Annotated in this window: 14 protein-coding genes; 1 reads left to right on the forward strand and 13 read right to left on the reverse strand. The window is 69.4% G+C overall.

Features of this window, described 5'->3' with window-relative positions:
- Positions 1-67: 67 nt before the first annotated feature.
- The 4 genes from ACFY10_RS02025 to ACFY10_RS02040 form a co-directional block, all read right to left on the reverse strand.
- Positions 68-553 (reverse strand): GNAT family N-acetyltransferase, encoded by a 486-nt coding sequence (locus ACFY10_RS02025; RefSeq protein WP_390663081.1) that lies wholly within the window; start codon positions 551-553, stop codon positions 68-70.
- Positions 550-1,494 carry an RluA family pseudouridine synthase gene (locus ACFY10_RS02030; protein WP_390663082.1) on the reverse strand — a complete coding sequence of 315 codons (945 nt, stop codon included), beginning with the start codon at positions 1,492-1,494 and terminating at the stop codon, positions 550-552. Before ACFY10_RS02030 ends, ACFY10_RS02025 begins: the two co-directional genes overlap by 4 nt.
- Positions 1,495-1,552: 58 nt before the next feature.
- The gene (lspA, locus tag ACFY10_RS02035; RefSeq protein WP_390663083.1) at positions 1,553-2,128 is read right to left on the reverse strand and encodes a signal peptidase II; all 576 of its coding nucleotides are present in this window, start codon (positions 2,126-2,128) and stop codon (positions 1,553-1,555) included.
- Between the two features lie 61 nt (positions 2,129-2,189).
- A complete protein-coding gene (locus tag ACFY10_RS02040; RefSeq protein WP_390663084.1) occupies positions 2,190-3,650 on the reverse strand; it encodes a TraR/DksA family transcriptional regulator in 1,461 nt (486 codons plus the stop codon).
- 601 nt (positions 3,651-4,251) lie between these two features.
- Between ACFY10_RS02040 and ileS the strand changes: the two genes are divergently transcribed.
- Entirely contained in the window at positions 4,252-7,389 is a 3,138-nt protein-coding gene (ileS, locus tag ACFY10_RS02045) for an isoleucine--tRNA ligase (protein ID WP_390663085.1), read from the forward strand.
- Positions 7,390-7,569: 180 nt separating this feature from the next.
- Here ileS and ACFY10_RS02050 read toward each other — a convergent pair whose 3' ends face one another.
- The 9 genes from ACFY10_RS02050 to ftsW form a co-directional block, all read right to left on the reverse strand.
- Positions 7,570-8,730, reverse strand: coding sequence for a DivIVA domain-containing protein (locus ACFY10_RS02050; RefSeq protein ID WP_390663086.1), 1,161 nt, complete (start codon positions 8,728-8,730; stop codon positions 7,570-7,572).
- Between the two features lie 56 nt (positions 8,731-8,786).
- Entirely contained in the window at positions 8,787-9,071 is a 285-nt protein-coding gene (locus ACFY10_RS02055; RefSeq protein ID WP_016435858.1) for a YggT family protein, read from the reverse strand.
- A 72-nt stretch (positions 9,072-9,143) separates the two neighbouring features.
- Complete coding sequence (locus ACFY10_RS02060) at positions 9,144-9,785, reverse strand: cell division protein SepF (protein ID WP_390663087.1); 642 nt, start codon at positions 9,783-9,785, stop codon at positions 9,144-9,146.
- 128 nt (positions 9,786-9,913) lie between these two features.
- Positions 9,914-10,633: a YggS family pyridoxal phosphate-dependent enzyme gene (locus tag ACFY10_RS02065; RefSeq protein WP_390663088.1), complete on the reverse strand. Its 720-nt coding sequence runs from the start codon at positions 10,631-10,633 to the stop codon at positions 9,914-9,916.
- 5 nt (positions 10,634-10,638) lie between these two features.
- Positions 10,639-11,346, reverse strand: coding sequence for a peptidoglycan editing factor PgeF (gene pgeF, locus ACFY10_RS02070; protein WP_390663089.1), 708 nt, complete (start codon positions 11,344-11,346; stop codon positions 10,639-10,641).
- A 26-nt stretch (positions 11,347-11,372) separates the two neighbouring features.
- Entirely contained in the window at positions 11,373-12,569 is a 1,197-nt protein-coding gene (gene ftsZ, locus ACFY10_RS02075) for a cell division protein FtsZ (protein ID WP_390663090.1), read from the reverse strand.
- Positions 12,570-12,846: 277 nt separating this feature from the next.
- The gene (locus ACFY10_RS02080) at positions 12,847-13,641 is read right to left on the reverse strand and encodes a cell division protein FtsQ/DivIB (protein WP_390663091.1); all 795 of its coding nucleotides are present in this window, start codon (positions 13,639-13,641) and stop codon (positions 12,847-12,849) included.
- A 35-nt stretch (positions 13,642-13,676) separates the two neighbouring features.
- On the reverse strand, positions 13,677-14,774 hold the full coding sequence (gene murG / locus ACFY10_RS02085; RefSeq protein WP_390663092.1) for an undecaprenyldiphospho-muramoylpentapeptide beta-N-acetylglucosaminyltransferase: 1,098 nt from the start codon (positions 14,772-14,774) through the stop codon (positions 13,677-13,679).
- A gap of 6 nt (positions 14,775-14,780) precedes the next feature.
- Entirely contained in the window at positions 14,781-16,142 is a 1,362-nt protein-coding gene (ftsW, locus tag ACFY10_RS02090; RefSeq protein WP_390663093.1) for a putative lipid II flippase FtsW, read from the reverse strand.
- Positions 16,143-16,149 lie beyond the last annotated feature (7 nt).

Raw genomic sequence — 16,149 nt, forward strand, 5'->3', positions numbered from 1 at the left:
CTCCGGGAAGGTCGACGTACGGGCAGCGGTTCTCAAGCCTGCCACGCCGCCGTCCCCACCAGCGTTTTCAGCTCCTTGGCTGCAGAGCGCGCCGCATCGCCCGGTGCGGGATGCCCGCCTCCGGGTACTCCGGCCCGTACGCCTCGTATCCCAGCCGCTCGTAGAACCCCAGCGCATGCGTCTGCGCGTGCAGATCCACCGCCGCGAGCCCACGCGCGCGTGCCGCATCCTCGATGGCCCGCACGAGGGCGACGCCGATGCCCAGTCCGCGGGCCTCCTGGGCGACAGCGAGCCGCCCGAGCGAGCCCACCGTCAGATCGCCGTCGACCTTCGCCGCGGCCGCCTCTCCGTACAGCAGCCGCCCGGTGCCGAGCGGCACTCCGTCCTCCCGCACGGCCAGCACATGCACGGCTACGGCGTCGTACGCGTCGTACTCAAGATCCTCCGGCACACCCTGCTCGCCGACGAAGACCTCCTTGCGCACCGCGAAGCACGCCTCCCGGTCGGCGGGATCCTCGGCGACGCGCACCACGTACGCGCGCGTGCCGCTCATCCGTAGGTCTCCTCGCGGACCTGGTCCAGGGCCTTCTGCAGATCGGCGGGGTAGTCGCTCTCGAACTCCACCCACTGCCCGTCCCCGGGGTGCTCGAAGCCGAGCCGCACGGCGTGCAGCCACTGGCGGGTCAGGTGCAGCCGCTTGGCGAGCGTCGGGTCGGCGCCGTACGTCAGGTCGCCGACGCACGGGTGGCGGTGGGCGGCCATGTGGACGCGGATCTGATGGGTGCGCCCGGTCTCGAGCTTGACGTCGAGGAGCGAGGCGGCACGGAAGGCCTCGATGAGGTCGTAGTGCGTGACGGAGGGCTTTCCGTCGGCCGTGACCGCCCACTTGTAGTCGTGGTTGGGGTGGCGGCCGATGGGCGCGTCGATGGTGCCGCTGGTCGGATCGGGGTGGCCCTGCACCAGCGTGTGGTAGCGCTTGTCGACCGTGCGCTCCTTGAACTGGCGCTTGAGCGAGGTGTACGCACGCTCCGACTTGGCGACCGCCATCAGGCCCGAGGTGCCGACGTCGAGCCGGTGCACGATGCCCTGGCGCTCGGCGGCGCCGGAGGTGGAGATGCGGTAGCCGGCCGCGGCGAGGCCGCCGATGACGGTCGGCCCGGTCCAGCCGGGGCTGGGGTGGGCGGCGACACCGACCGGCTTGACGATCACGACCACGTCATCGTCGTCGTACACGATCTCCATGCCCTCGACCGGCTCCGCGACGATCTGCACGGGTGCGGGCGCCTGCGGCATCTCGACCTCGAGCCAGGCGCCACCGCTCACCCGCTCGGACTTACCGACCACCGATCCGTCGACCGTGACCTTCCCCGCGGCGGCGAGTTCGGCCGCCTTGGTCCGGGAGAAGCCGAACATGCGGGAGATGGCGGCGTCGACGCGCTCGCCCTCCAGGCCGTCGGGCACGGGCAGGGTACGGATCTCGGGAATGGTGCTCACCCGTCGAGTATGCAGGACACCGCCGACGGCCCCGAACGAGCCTGTGGAAAACCCGGGCTCAGTCCTTGTGGACGGTCCCGTCCGGGTCGAGCCCCTTGAAGGACAGCAGCACGATCAGGATGCCGCCGCAGACGATCGCCGAGTCGGCCAGGTTGAAGACGGCGAAGCCCTTGGGCGAGATGAAGTCGACGACGGCGCCCTCGAAGACGCCGGGCGAGCGGAAGATCCGGTCGGTGAGGTTGCCGAGCGCGCCGCCGAGCAGCAGGCCGAGGGCGATCGCCCAGGGCAGGCTGTAGAGCTTGCGGGCGAGCCGGGCGATCACGACGATCACGGCAGCCGCGATCAGGGTGAAGATCACGGTGAAGGCCTCGCCGAAGCCGAAGGCCGCGCCCGCGTTGCGGATCGCCTCGAACTGCAGCCAGTCCCCGATGATCCGGATCGGCGCGTGGTGCTCCAGCTTGGCGACCACGATCATCTTGCTGACCAGGTCGAGGGCGTATGCGAACGCGGCGACCGCGAACAGCACGGCGATACGGCGCTTGCCCCTGGGGCGCGCGGTCTCGCCCTGCTCCGCCTCGGTCCCCGCCGCCTCTGGGGTATCCGGCGTACCGATGATGCGCTCCGCCTCTGCCACGTGAGTCCCTCAACCTAGGTACCTGACTGAGGACGAGGGTACGACACGCCAGTGTGGTCCCTCAGTACCGGCGTTCCTGCTTCTGCTTGCACTCCACGCACAGAGTGGCCCGCGGGAAAGCCTGCATCCGGGCCTTGCCGATCGGATTGCCGCAGTTCTCGCACAGCCCGTAGGTGCCGGCATCCAGCCGCACCAGGGCGCGCTCGGTCTGCGTCAGCATCTCGCGCGCGTTGGCCGCGAGGGCCAGCTCGTGTTCACGCGTGATGTTCTTGGTACCGGTGTCCGCCTGGTCGTCGCCCGCCCCGTCCCCGGAGTCCCGCATCAGGCCGGCGACGGCGTTCTCGGACGAGGTGATCTCGTCGCGCAGCCGCTCCATCTCGGACAGCAGCTCGGCACGCGCCTCCTCGACCTCCTCCGGGGTCCAGGGGTCCTCACCGGGGCGCACCGCAAGCTCGCCCGGCTCCGCCGCGGCCAGCCGTGCCTTGGGTACGGCGGTCTTGGCCGCCGTGGCCGTGCCAGGAGTCTTCTTCGCAACCACTGTCGTGGCTCCCGTCTGCTCCGCGGCCTCGGCCGCGCCCGCCTTCTTGGCCGTGCTCTTCCTGCTCGCACGCTTCGCGCCAGCGGTCTCCTTACCCGCCCGCTGCGCGCCGGCACCCTTCGCCTGCACGGTCTCCTCGGCCGCACTCTTTGCGACCGTGCTCTTCGTGGCCGTGCTCTCGCGTTTCGTGGCCGTGCTCTTCGCCGCTGCGCTCGTCCTGGCCGCGGCCTTCTTGCCGGTGCCTTCCTCCGCGCCCTGATTGCTCCTGCCCGGTTCGGCGGCGCTCTCAGGGGCAGCGGTTTTTCCGGCTGTGCCTTTCTTGCCGGTCGTTTTCTTCACCACCGGCTCCTTGGCCGCCGCGCCCTTCGCCTCCGCCTTCCTGCCTGCCGCCTTCTTCGCAACCGGCTCCCCGGCCCCCGCCTGCTCGGGACCGCCCTCCTCGGCGACACCCTTGGGAACGGCGGTCTTCTTGGCTGCCGTTTTCTTCGCAGCGGCCTTTTTCGCGACGGTCCTCTTCGCCGCAGCCTTCTCGGTTGCCGCCTTCTCCGTCGTGGCCTTCTTCGCTGCCGCCTTCTTCGCCGCGCCCTTCTCGGCCACCGCCTCCTTGCCGCCCGCCGCCTTCTCTCCGGCGGCCGACGCCGCGGTGCCCGCAGATCTCTCGGGTCCCTCCTCCTCGACCGCCTTCTTCGAACGAGACGCGTCGGAGGCGGTCGCCTTCTTGGCGGCGGTCTTCTTCTCACCAGCCGTCTTCTTGCCGGCCGGCTTCCCGGCGGCCCGTGTCCTTCCCCCGGCCGCAACCCCCCGCACCGTCTTCACCGGCTTCGCGGTCTTCTCCGCCGCAGCCGCCGCGGTCCCGGTAGCCGCACGCGCCGTGGCCCCTCCCCGCGCGCTCTTCTTCCCGCTCACATCCTTGGCCGCACCGCCGGAGGCCTGAGTGGACCCGTCGGACGCCGACTGCTGTACGGCGGTCTTCTTCGCCACCATGGCCGCGGCCCCTTCACATATTGTGATCTTGCACGCGAATCGTGCTGGGACGATAAATCGACTTCAGTCCCGCGGCAACGGGGCACACCGCCCGATTCGCCCGGCTCGCGCACGCCGCTCCGCAAGCCTGCATGCGTTGTGCCCAGCTCCCCGCGGGGTAATCCGCCGGACCGTCCGTCCCAGAATCCGAACACGCGTACCGCCCCATTCGGGTCATCTCCGTCCGTACGGCGCCCCTGAACCCGGGGACGCGAAAACCGGTCGGCCGCTGTCCGCGCGGCGCCGTACACTGGGCGGAGCGAAAAGCGTGGATGGGGACGAGTAGCGGCGTACGCAGCCCAGAGCGACCCGGGGACGGTGGAAGCCCGGGGGCCGGCGCGACGTGAAGATCACCCCGGAGCCGCCGGAAGAAAGCCGCAGCCGAAGAGCAGCGGCCGGTAGAACCGGCATCGCGACCCCAATGAGGGGGCTCACCGGAGCGCGGGATGCACCGGGGAGCCAAGGAGGGTGGTACCGCGGGAGCGCGCCGAAACCGGCGTACAGAAGACAGCTCTCGTCCCTCCGGACGGAAGGCAGCAAGTCCGCCGGAGGAAGCTCGCTGATGACAACGCCGACGTACCGCCAGGTGCCCGCCCAGGTCGACCTGCCCGCGCTCGAGCACGCCGTGCTCGACTTCTGGCGCGAGCAGAAGATCTTCGCCAAGACCCTCGAGCAGTCCGAGGGCCGCCCCGAGTGGGTCTTCTACGAGGGCCCGCCCACCGCCAACGGCATGCCGGGCGCCCACCACATCGAGGCGCGCGTCTTCAAGGACGTCTTCCCCCGCTTCCGCACCATGCGCGGCTACCACGTGGCCCGCAAGGCCGGCTGGGACTGCCACGGCCTCCCGGTGGAGCTCGCGGTGGAGAAGGAGCTCGGGTTCAGCGGCAAGCAGGACATCGAGGCGTACGGCATCGCCGAGTTCAACGCCAAGTGCCGCGAATCGGTGACCCGCCACACCGACGCCTTCGAGGCACTCACGACCCGCATGGGTTACTGGACCGACCTGAACGACCCCTACCGCACGATGGACCCCGAGTACATCGAGTCGGTCTGGTGGTCGCTCAAGGAGATCTTCAACAAGGGCCTGCTGGTCCAGGACCACCGCGTCGCCCCCTGGTGTCCGCGCTGCGGCACCGGCCTGTCGGACCACGAGCTGGCGCAGGGCTATGAGACGGTCGTCGACCCGTCCGTGTACGTCCGTTTCCCCCTCACCTCCGGTCCGCTGGCCGGCGAAGCCGCGCTCCTGGTGTGGACGACGACCCCGTGGACGCTGGTCTCCAACACCGCCGTCGCCGCCCACCCCGAGGTCACCTACGTCGTCGCGACCGACGGCGAGGAGAAGCTCGTCGTCGCCGAACCGCTCGTAGGCAAGGCGCTCGGCGAGGGCTGGGAGACCACCGGCCAGTCCTTCACCGGCGCCGAAATGGAGCGCTGGACGTATCAACGACCGTTCGAGCTCGTCGAGTTCCCGGAACCGGCACATTTCGTCGTCAACGCCGAGTACGTCACGACCGAGGACGGTACGGGTCTGGTCCACCAGTCCCCCGCCTTCGGTGAGGACGACCTCAAGGTCTGCCGCGCCTACGGCCTGCCCGTCGTGAACCCGGTGCGCCCGGACGGCACCTTCGAGGAGGACGTCCCGCTGGTCGGCGGCGTCTTCTTCAAGAAGGCGGACGAAAAGCTCACCGAGGACCTCCAGCAGCGCGGCCTCCTCTTCAAGCACATCCCGTACGAGCACAGCTACCCGCACTGCTGGCGCTGCCACACCGCGCTCCTCTACTACGCGCAGCCGTCCTGGTACATCCGCACCACGGCCGTCAAGGACCGCCTCCTCCAGGAGAACGAGAACACCAACTGGTTCCCGGACACGGTCAAGCACGGCCGGTACGGCGACTGGCTGAACAACAACATCGACTGGGCGCTGTCCCGCAACCGCTACTGGGGCACCCCGCTGCCCATCTGGCGCTGCGAGGACGACCACCTCACCGTGGTCGGCTCCCGCGCGGAGCTCACCGAGCTGACGGGCACCGACCAGTCCGAACTCGACCCGCACCGCCCGTACATCGACGACGTCACCTTCGCGTGCCCCAAGTGCCAGAAGACGGCCACGCGCGTGCCGGAGGTCATCGACGCCTGGTACGACTCGGGTTCGATGCCGTTCGCGCAGTGGGGATACCCGTACAAGAACAAGGAGTTGTTCGAGAGCCGCTACCCGGCGCAGTTCATCTCCGAGGCCATCGACCAGACCCGCGGCTGGTTCTACACGCTGATGGCGGTCGGCACCCTGGTCTTCGACAAGTCCTCGTACGAGAACGTGGTCTGCCTCGGCCACATCCTCGCCGAGGACGGCCGCAAGATGTCCAAGCACCTGGGCAACATCCTGCAGCCGATCCCGCTGATGGACCAGCACGGCGCCGACGCGGTGCGCTGGTTCATGGCGGCCGGCGGCTCCCCGTGGGCGGCACGCCGCGTGGGCCACGGCACCATCCAGGAGGTCGTCCGCAAGACGCTCCTCACGTACTGGAACACGGTCGCCTTCCAGGCCCTGTATGCCCGCACCTCCAACTGGGCGCCCAGCGCGGCCGATCCGGCCCCGGCCGACCGCCCGGTCCTGGACCGCTGGCTGCTGTCCGAACTCCACGCCCTGACCGACCAGGTGACGCAGGCTCTGGAGGCGTACGACACCCAGCGCGCCGGCAAGCTCCTGTCGGCGTTCGTCGACGACCTCTCCAACTGGTACGTCCGCCGCTCGCGCCGCCGCTTCTGGCAGGGCGACAAGGCGGCGCTGCGCACCCTGCACGAGGTCGTCGAGACGGTCACGAAGCTGATGGCCCCGCTGACCCCGTTCATCACCGAGCGGGTCTGGCAGGACCTGATCGTGCCGGTGACCCCGGGCGCCCCGGAGTCGGTACACCTGTCCTCCTGGCCGAAGGCGGACCTGACGGCGATCGACCCCGAGCTGTCGAAGCAGATGGTCCTCGTCCGCCGTCTCGTCGAGCTGGGCCGTGCCACGCGCGCGGAGTCGGGCGTGAAGACCCGCCAGCCGCTGTCCCGTGCGCTCATCGCCGCGACCGGCTTCGCCGCCCTCGACCGTGAGCTGCACACGCAGATCACGGAAGAGCTGAACGTCACATCCCTGGCATCGCTCAGCGAGGTCGGCGGCAGCCTCGTCGACACGACCGCGAAGGCCAACTTCCGCGCCCTGGGCAAGCGGTTCGGCAAGCGCGTCCAGGACGTGGCGAAGGCCGTCGCGAACGCCGACGCGGCCGCGCTCTCCCTCGCCCTGCGCGAGGGCACGGCGTCGGTCGAGGTCGACGGCGAAACGATCACCCTCGCCCCCGACGAGGTGATCATCACGGAGACCCCGCGCGAGGGCTGGTCGGTGGCCTCCGACTCCGGTGCCACCGTCGCCCTCGACCTGGAGATCACGGAGGAGCTGCGTCAGGCGGGCCTGGCCCGTGACGCGATCCGCCTGATCCAGGAGGCCCGCAAGAACAGCGGCCTCGACGTGGCCGACCGTATTGCCCTGTGCTGGACGTCCACGGACCCGGCGGTCATCGCGGCCCTCACCGAGCACGCGGCCCTGATCGCCGACGAGGTCCTGGCCACGGACTTCAGCCAGGGCGAGGCGGACGACACCTACGGCGAGCCGTTCACCGACGAGGGCCTGTCCCTCACCTTCCGCCTGCGCAAGGCGTAAGCGAACACACCAGGGCCCGGTCTCCCCGCGAGGGAGGCCGGGCCCTTGGCTTCGGCGGGTGCTGCTGACATGGACGGCCGCCCGCCCATGGCCGTCAACACGCGTAAAAAGGGCGGGCCCCGGATCGAGATCCGGGGCCCGCCCTGAACGCTGCCGACGCCTAAGACGTACTACTGTCCGTCAGTTGTCGTCCTCGTCGATGAGGAACCCGCGCATCGGCGAGGGAGCCTGACCCATCGGCGACGGGCCCTGCGGCCGCACCGGTGCCATCGGCTGGGTCATCGCCGGGGACATCTGCTGCTGACCGCCGTAGGACGGAGCAGCGGGAGCCGGGGCGCCACCCATGGTCGGGTTGCCGCCGTACGACGGGGCGCTCGCGCCGGCCGGTGCCATGGAGGGCGCCGGGGACGGCGGAAGCGACGCGGCCGCCGGGGTACGCGGCGGGGCCAGCGAGTCGTCGGCCTGGGTCTCCAGCTGACGCAGCTGGGACTCGAGGTACGACTTCAGGCGCGTGCGGTACTCGCGCTCGAAGCCGCGCAGGTCCTCGACCTTGCGCTCCAGCGTGGCGCGGGCGGACTCCAGGGAGCCCATCGCGACGCGGTGCTTCTCCTGCGCGTCCCGCTCCAGCGCGTCGGCCTTGGCGCGGGCGTCACGCTCGAGACCCTCGGCGCGGCTGCGGGCCTCGCCGACGATCTTGTTGGCTTCGGAGCGGGCCTCGGCGATCGCCTGGTCGGCGGTCTGCTGGGCCAGCGAGAGGACACGGGCGGCGCTGTCGCCACCAGGGCCCTGACCGGGGCCGCCCATCGGACCGCCCATGGGGCCGCCCATCGGACCACCCATCTGCTGCTGCATGGGAGGCTGGCCGCCCATCGGGCCCTGACCCATGGGGCCGGGACCCATCGGACCCTGGCCCATCGGACCGGGACCCTGGGGACCACCCTGACCGCCGCCGGGACCGGCGGGCAGCTGCGGGGCACCGCTCGGCAGCTGGGGCGGACCACCCATGGGGCCACCCATCTGCTGCTGCGGCGGGCCCGATATGCCGGCGGGTACGGGAGCACCCGGACCGCGCATCCCCTGCGGAGGCATGCCCTGCTGCTGGTCCTGCGGACCGGGGCCGCCGGGACCCTCCGGGGGCTTGCGCATGTTCTGCTGGTTCTGGGCAGCAGCGCGCGTGGCCGCGGCCAGTTTGGCCCGCAGGTCCTCGTTCTCGCGGAGCAGGCGGGTCAGTTCGGCTTCGACCTCATCGAGGAAGGCATCGACCTCGTCCTCGTCATAGCCTTCTCGGAGGCGGACGGTCGTGAACTGCTTGTTCCGCACGTCCTCGGGGGTCAACGGCATCTCTTCACCTCAACGTAGTCGTCGGCATTCGGCAAGACGGTAGGTCACATCGCTCATCACAGCCGGCTCACGATCGAGATCAGGATGTAGACGATGATCATCAGTACGAAGAAGGACAGGTCGAGCGCCACGCCCCCGAGGCGCAGCGGCGGGATGAACCGCCGCAGAAGCTTGAGCGGTGGGTCGGTGACAGTGTAGGTGGCCTCCAGAACGACCACCATCGCCTTGCCGGGTTGCCATGAGCGGGCGAACTGGAAGACGTAGTCCATGACCAACCGGAAGATGAGCACGATGAGGAAGCACATCAGCGCGATGTAGATGACATCCAGGACCACGCTCATTGCTGGTGCTTCCCTCTCCCCTGTTTCCGTGCTGCTGGGTACTACTTGTACTGCTGTTTCCGGTCGTGCGTCTCAGCTCTGGTTGAAGAACCCGCCCTCTGCGATGCGGGCCTTGTCCTCCGCCGTGACATCGACGTTAGCAGGCGACAACAGGAACACCTTCTGCGTCACCCGCTCGATGCTGCCGTGAAGACCAAACACCAAACCGGCCGCAAAGTCGACAAGTCGCTTCGCGTCTGTGTCATCCATCTCAGTCAGATTCATGATCACCGGGGTGCCCTCACGGAAGTGTTCCCCGATGGTACGGGCCTCGTTGTAGGTCCGCGGGTGGAGTGTGGTGATCCGGTAAGGCTCTCGTTCCGACACGACCTTGGGCATGATCACCGGTGCGTTCTTCTCCAGGCTTGCGCGTTCTTGTGTGATGGACGCCACGGGCGCGATACGCGCCGGACGGCCGGATTCCGCGGGTAGCGAAGTGGAACGGGCCACCGGTTCGCGTGACGCGGGCGGTTGCACGATTCGCACCTCTTCGTCCCTTTGGGACTGATGTGCTACGTGGGACTGGTGGGACGGCTCGTGCCTCCGGTGGTCCCGTTCGGGTTCGGGGTCCAGTTCGGGCTCGAAGTCGTCATCGGGGTCGAATCCCCGGCCGTCGTACCCATCGTCCTCCACGAGGCCGAGGTAGACCGCCATCTTGCGCATCGCGCCGGCCATGCTCTGAGTCCTCCGCTCTGTGGTGGATCGGCTGACGACTGCCAAGTGCCCGCGATCCACGAGGTCGTTGCGCCCACCTTCGGTGGCACTGACCATATTTTCTGCTGTGGTCCGACTTCCTGGCGACGTTACCCGAGCCTGGGGCGGACTCCGAGTACCGCGGTACCGACGCGTACATGTGTCGCCCCGGCGGCCACGGCCTGTTCGAGGTCCGCACTCATTCCTGCCGAGACCATGTTCGCAGCCGGATGGGCTCGGCGCAGGTCCGTCGACAAATCCATCAACCGCTCGAACGCCGCCCGTTCGCGCCCTGCGTAGGGGCCGGTGAGCGGCGCGACGGTCATCAGACCGTCCAGCCGCAGACCCGGCGCCCGCGCGACCAGCTCGCCCAACTCTTCGATTCCGCCGGGCCCGACGCCCCCGCGCTCCCCGCGTCCGCTCTCGTCGGCATCGAGCGCGACCTGGACCAGACACCCGAGCTCGCGCTCCTGTCGCACCGCCTCCTTCGAGAGCGCCGTGACGAGCCGAGCACGGTCCACGGACTGCACCAGGCCGGCATAACCGACCACGGAACGCACCTTGTTGGTCTGCAATTGACCCACAAAATGCCAAGTCAGGGGCAGATCCGAGCAGGCCGCGGCCTTGGGTGCCGCGTCCTGGTCGCGGTTCTCGGCCACGTGTCGCACACCGAGTTCCGACAGAATCCGCACATCGCCGGCCGGATACGTCTTGGTGACCACGATCAGGGTCACCTCCTCGCGCTTGCGCCCGGCGTCCGTACAGGCGGCAGCGATACGACGCTCCACCTTCGCCAGGTTTTCGGCGAGTTCGTCCTTACGGTCCCTCATGTCCCTCAGTCCAGCCACACATATCCCGCGAGTCGCCCCGTGGTTCGATCGCGGCGGTACGAGAAGTGGTCTCCCGACTCGATCGTGCACACCGGCGACTGCTCCCAGTCGCGCACCCCGAGCCGCTCGAGCTGCGCGTGCACTCCGGCGGTCACGTCGACCGCAGGAGTGCCCCAACTCGTCTCGGCGTACGCCGCCGGCTCGACGGCGGCCACGTCGGCGCGCATCTCGTCCGGCACTTCGTAGCACCGGCCGCAGACGGCGGGTCCGGTACGGGCGACGATCCGGCCCGGCTCGGCGCCGAGTTCCGTCATGGCCCGTACGGCGGCGGGGACGACCCCGGCGACCATGCCGGGCCGCCCCGCGTGGGCCGCGGCGACGATCCCGGCGACGGGGTCGGCGAGCAGAACGGGCGTGCAGTCGGCGGTGAGGACGGCGAGGGCGAGACCCCGCTGCACCGTGACGATTGCGTCGACCTCGGGCACCGGACGATCACCCCACGGCCCGTCGACCACCGCCACGTCCGCCCCGTGCACCTGGTTCATCCAGACCACCCGAGCCGGTTCCAGGCCAAGGGACTTGGCCGCCAGCTCACGGTTGGTCCGTACGGCGTCGGGGTCGTCGCCGACGGCTCCGCCGAGGTTGAGCTCCTCGTACGGAACGGCGCTCACCCCGCCCCACCGGTCGGTGAAGGCGAAGTGCGCGCCGTTCACTGTGCTCGTTCCGGAGCGCCGTCCTATCACTTCAGGAAGTCCGGCACGTCCAGTTCCTCGGCCGCGCTGTCCGTGTAGGACCGCGACGGCGGGACCGGCGGGGTGGCGGAAATGTCGTTCGCCGGCTCCGGTGCGGGCTCCGGGTCCTCCTTCGGCGTGACGCTGCCGAGCGAGCCGAAGGACGGGCGGCTCTCGGGCTGCCGTACCGGAGTGGGCTCGTCACGGCGGGCCGAGGACGAGGACGAGCCCATGACGGTCTCCCGGCGGGCGGGAGGCTGGCCCCCGTCGAAACCGGCCGCGATCACGGTGACCCGGACCTCGTCGCCGAGGGCGTCGTCGATGACCGCGCCGAAGATGATGTTGGCCTCGGGGTGGGCGGCCTCGCTGACCAGCTGGGCCGCCTCGTTGATCTCGAACAGGCCGAGGTCGGAGCCGCCGGAGATCGAGAGCAGCACGCCCCGGGCGCCGTCGATGGACGCCTCGAGCAGCGGCGAGGAGATCGCCATCTCGGCCGCGGCCACCGCGCGGTCGTCGCCGCGGGCCGAGCCGATGCCCATGAGGGCCGAACCGGCCTCGGACATCACGGACTTGACGTCGGCGAAGTCGAGGTTGATCAGACCCGGGGTGGTGATGAGGTCGGTGATGCCCTGGACACCGGAGAGCAGGACCTGGTCGGCCGACTTGAACGCGTCCAGGACCGAGACCTGGCGGTCCGAGATGGACAGCAGCCGGTCGTTCGGAATGACGATGAGGGTGTCGACCTCTTCGCGGAGTTCGGCGATGCCGTCCTCGGCCTGGTTGGCGCGGCGCCGTCCCTCGAAGGTGAACGGGCGCGTGACCACGCCGATGGTGAGGGCGCCCAGGGAGCGGGCGATGTTGGCCACGACGGGCGCGCCGCCGGTGCCGGTGCCGCCGCCTTCACCGGCCGTCACGAAGACCATGTCGGCCCCCTTGAGGACCTCTTCGATCTCCTCGCGGTGATCCTCGGCGGCCTTACGGCCGACGGCCGGGTTGGCTCCGGCGCCGAGTCCGCGGGTGAGTTCGCGGCCGACGTCGAGCTTGACGTCGGCGTCGCTCATCAACAGCGCCTGCGCGTCGGTGTTGATGGCGATGAACTCGACGCCCTTGAGACCGACCTCGATCATCCGGTTGATGGCATTGACACCACCGCCGCCGACACCGATGACTTTGATGACTGCGAGGTAGTTCTGCGGTGCTGCCACGTCGAAGGCCTCTCGCCTCGAGTTACGTGTCGCCGCTTCGCAGAGGATGCGATCCGGCGACTGATGCCGAATGGGACGGTCCGTTACGCCGACCCGAACCCTAACGTTGAAGTTTAGGGTTACCAGTGTGACTGTTCGCTGGAGTCTTCCGAACAGGACACTAAGTCGACAAGTGGCGCACGTTCAACGAACACGCCGAACCTCCCGTTTTTCTTTTCACCCTATGTGATCAGCCATAGCGCTGCCCAACCAGGGTGCTGGCCTGCGCGGATGTGCGTCAACTCCCCGATGACGCAGGGGCGGTGGGAACCGAGACGTCGAAGTGCCGCGCATCCGGCGCCGCTTTCATGAGTGCGGTGAGCGTACGGGCCTTCGCGGCGCCCTTCTCACTGCTCCCCCAGAGGACGTTCCGGCCGTCGCCCAACTCCAGCGAGATGTCGTCGTACGAACGGACCTTGACGGTCTCGGTGTCGCGCGCGACGGCGGCCGGAATGGCACGGGCGACGAGCGCCGCCTGCGCCACCAACCGGTCCTCGCCGAAGCGCCGCAGGCTCGCGGCGGACGACTCCGAGGAGGAGGTGGTCAATTCCAGCGCGGGAATGCCTTTCGGGGCTTGGGAAACCGTGGCGAAACGGACACCCTTGCGGTCCACTTCGACGAACTTTCCACCCTTTTGCACAATCAGAACCGGAGTGCGCTCACTCACTTTCAGCCCGATTCCATGGGGCCAGGAACGGACTACGTCAACCGTGTCAATTCGGGGCAGTTTCCGGCGCAGTCTCGTCTCAATCACATGGGTGTCGACGGAAATCATCGGCGCCCCGACCGGGACTTGGGCGGCCTCGCGCACCTGCGCGGGGGTCAGCACCCGGGTACCGGAGATCGATACGCGCTCCACGCGCACCCATTGCGAGCCGTACAACAGCCAGACCGTGCCCGCTCCGAGAAGGACGAGCAGGACGGCAAGGATGATGATCGTACGAAGGCGGCGCAGCCTCAACCGCCGTGCCGGAGGCGGGCCGGACGACTCCTGCTGGCGTTCACCGCGCTCGGCGGTGGTCGGTCCGGCCACGCTTCCTGCCCTTCACCTACATGGGAAATACAGTCCTATCGGTGTGCACGCTTGGCGGCGATCGCCTCGTACACCATGCCGACGAGCAGGTCGTCGGCGTCCCGGCGGCCGAACTCGGCGGCGGCGCGGGACATCTCGTACAGCCGGTGCGGGTCGGCGAGCACGGGCAGGACGTTGCCCCGTACCCAGTCGGGCGTCAGTTCCGCGTCGTCGACCAGCAGTCCGCCGCCGGCCTTGACCACCGGCTGGGCGTTCAGCCGCTGTTCGCCGTTGCCGATGGGCAGCGGGACGTAGGCGGCCGGCAGTCCGACGGCGGAGAGTTCGGCGACGGTCATCGCGCCCGCACGGCAGAGCATCATGTCGGCCGCGGCGTACGCGAGGTCCATCCGGTCCAAGTAACTTACCGGGATATAGGGGGGCATTCCCGGCATCTGCTGTACATGCGGCAGTTCGTTCTTCGGGCCGACCGCGTGCAGGATCTGGATGCCGGCCTGCTGCAGCCAGGGTGCGACCTGCTGGACGACCTCGTTGAGGCGGCGGGCGCCCTGCGAGCCGCCCGAGACCAGCAGCGTGGGCAGGTTGGGGTCGAGGCCGAACGCCGCGCGGGCCTCGGGGCGGGTGGCAGCCCGGTCGAGGGTGGCGATGGTGCGGCGCAGCGGGATGCCGATGTAGCGGGCGTCGCGCAGCTTGCTGTCCGGGGTGGAGACGGCGACCCTGGCGGCGTAGCGCGAGCCGATCTTGTTGGCGAGGCCGGGGCGGGCGTTGGCCTCGTGGATGACGATCGGCACGCCCAGGCGCTTGGCGGCGAGGTAGCCGGGCAGCGCGACGTAGCCGCCGAAGCCGACGACCGCGTCCGCCTTGGTGCGCTCCAGGATCTGCTCGGTCGCCTTGATCGTGCCGCGCAGCCGGCCCGGGACGGTGATCAGTTCGGGGGTCGGCTTACGTGGCAGCGGTACCGCCGGGATCAGCGCGAGCTCGTAGCCCCGCTGCGGAACGAGCGTGGTCTCAAGGCCTCGCTCCGTGCCCAGGGCCGTGATCCCCACGGTGGGGTCCTGCCTGCGCAGGGCATCCGCGAGGGCGAGCGCGGGCTCGATGTGGCCGGCGGTCCCCCCACCGGCGAGTACGACATGCACCGAAATTCACCGCTCTCCGGACGAGCGCGCCGCCGAGGCACGCCGTCGCATCGTGTTCCATCTCCGAGGCCCCCGGTCCCGCACGGCGCCTCCCGCCCGCTTTCTACCAAAGCGGGATTGCCGCATGGAAAGCGCCGCCCGCGCAGCAGGCTCGTCACGCGCGAACGCGATCAGCAGCCCGATGGCGAACATGGTCGGCAGCAGGGCGGATCCTCCGTAGGAGAACAGCGGGAGGGGGACTCCGGCGATCGGCAGCAGGCCTAGCACCGCACCGATGTTGATCACGGCCTGGGCCGTGATCCAGGTGGTCACGCCTCCCGCGGCATACCTGACGAAGGGGTCCTCCGTACGTCCGGCCACGCGGATACCCGCATAGCCTAGAGCCGCGAAGAGGGCGAGCACCGACAGCGTCCCCGCCAGGCCCAGTTCCTCACCGGTGACGGCGAAGATGAAGTCCGTGTGCGCTTCCGGGAGTTGGCCCCATTTTTCCACACTCGCACCGAGCCCGGATCCGAAGATTCCGCCTGATGCGAGCGCGTAGATGCCGTGCACGGCCTGCCAGCAGTCGGCGACCCCGGACTTCGGCTCGGTGGCGCCGATGCAGGCGAGCCGGGCCATGCGGTTCGGGCTGGTCTTGATGAGGATCACACCGATGGCGGCCGCGACCGACAGCACACCGACGAACAGGCGGGTTGGCGCCCCGGCCAGCCACAGCAGGCCGAAAAGGATCGCCGTCAGGATGATCGCCGTACCCATGTCGCCGCCGAGCATGATCAGCCCGAGCAGCATGAAGGCGACCGGAACGAGCGGCACCAGCATGTGCTTCCACTGGTTGAGCAGCTTCTTGTCCTGCTTGCGGGCCAGCAGGTCCGCGCCCCACAGCACCAGCGCCAGCTTGCCGAACTCGCTGGGCTGGATCTGGAAGGAACCGCCGAGCGAGATCCAGTTCTGGTTGCCGTTGACCGACATCCCTATCCCCGGCACCTGCACCAGCGCCATCAGGAAGACCGCGCCCGCGAGGATCGGATAGGCCAGCGCCCGGTGCAGCTTCACCGGCATCACCGCGGCGATCAGCAGCAGGACACCGCCGATGACGGCGGCGAGCAGCTGCTTGCGGAAGAAGTACGAGCCCGGCAGGGACATCTGCAGCGCCGTGATCTGGGAGGCCGAGTAGACCATCACCAGACCGAGCACGGTGATCAGCAGACTCCCGCCCATGATCAGGTAGTAGGCGGTCAGCGGCCGGTCCCAGGCGCGCTTGGCGTTGAGGTAGAAGCGACGTGCGGCGTTGTCGCGGGCCGGCCTGGCTGCGGCGGGCCGCCTGACGGCCCCCTGCACGGGCGGACGTCCGGTCCGGCTACCGGGCATCGGGTCC

This window comes from Streptomyces sp. NPDC001401, assembly GCF_042895385.1.
In the GTDB taxonomy this organism is placed as follows: Bacteria; Actinomycetota; Actinomycetes; order Streptomycetales; family Streptomycetaceae; genus Streptomyces.

Bases quoted from the DNA above. Each gene is read 5' to 3' on its own strand.
- ACFY10_RS02025 (WP_390663081.1), bottom strand. From the start codon at position 553: ATGAGCGGCACGCGCGCGTACGTGGTGCGCGTCGCCGAGGATCCCGCC.
- ACFY10_RS02040 (WP_390663084.1), bottom strand. From the start codon at position 3,650: ATGGTGGCGAAGAAGACCGCCGTACAGCAGTCGGCGTCCGACGGGTCC.
- ileS (WP_390663085.1), top strand. From the start codon at position 4,252: ATGACAACGCCGACGTACCGCCAGGTGCCCGCCCAGGTCGACCTGCCC.
- ACFY10_RS02050 (WP_390663086.1), bottom strand. From the start codon at position 8,730: ATGCCGTTGACCCCCGAGGACGTGCGGAACAAGCAGTTCACGACCGTC.
- ACFY10_RS02055 (WP_016435858.1), bottom strand. From the start codon at position 9,071: ATGAGCGTGGTCCTGGATGTCATCTACATCGCGCTGATGTGCTTCCTC.
- ACFY10_RS02060 (WP_390663087.1), bottom strand. From the start codon at position 9,785: ATGGCCGGCGCGATGCGCAAGATGGCGGTCTACCTCGGCCTCGTGGAG.
- ACFY10_RS02065 (WP_390663088.1), bottom strand. From the start codon at position 10,633: ATGAGGGACCGTAAGGACGAACTCGCCGAAAACCTGGCGAAGGTGGAG.
- ftsW (WP_390663093.1), bottom strand. From the start codon at position 16,142: ATGCCCGGTAGCCGGACCGGACGTCCGCCCGTGCAGGGGGCCGTCAGG.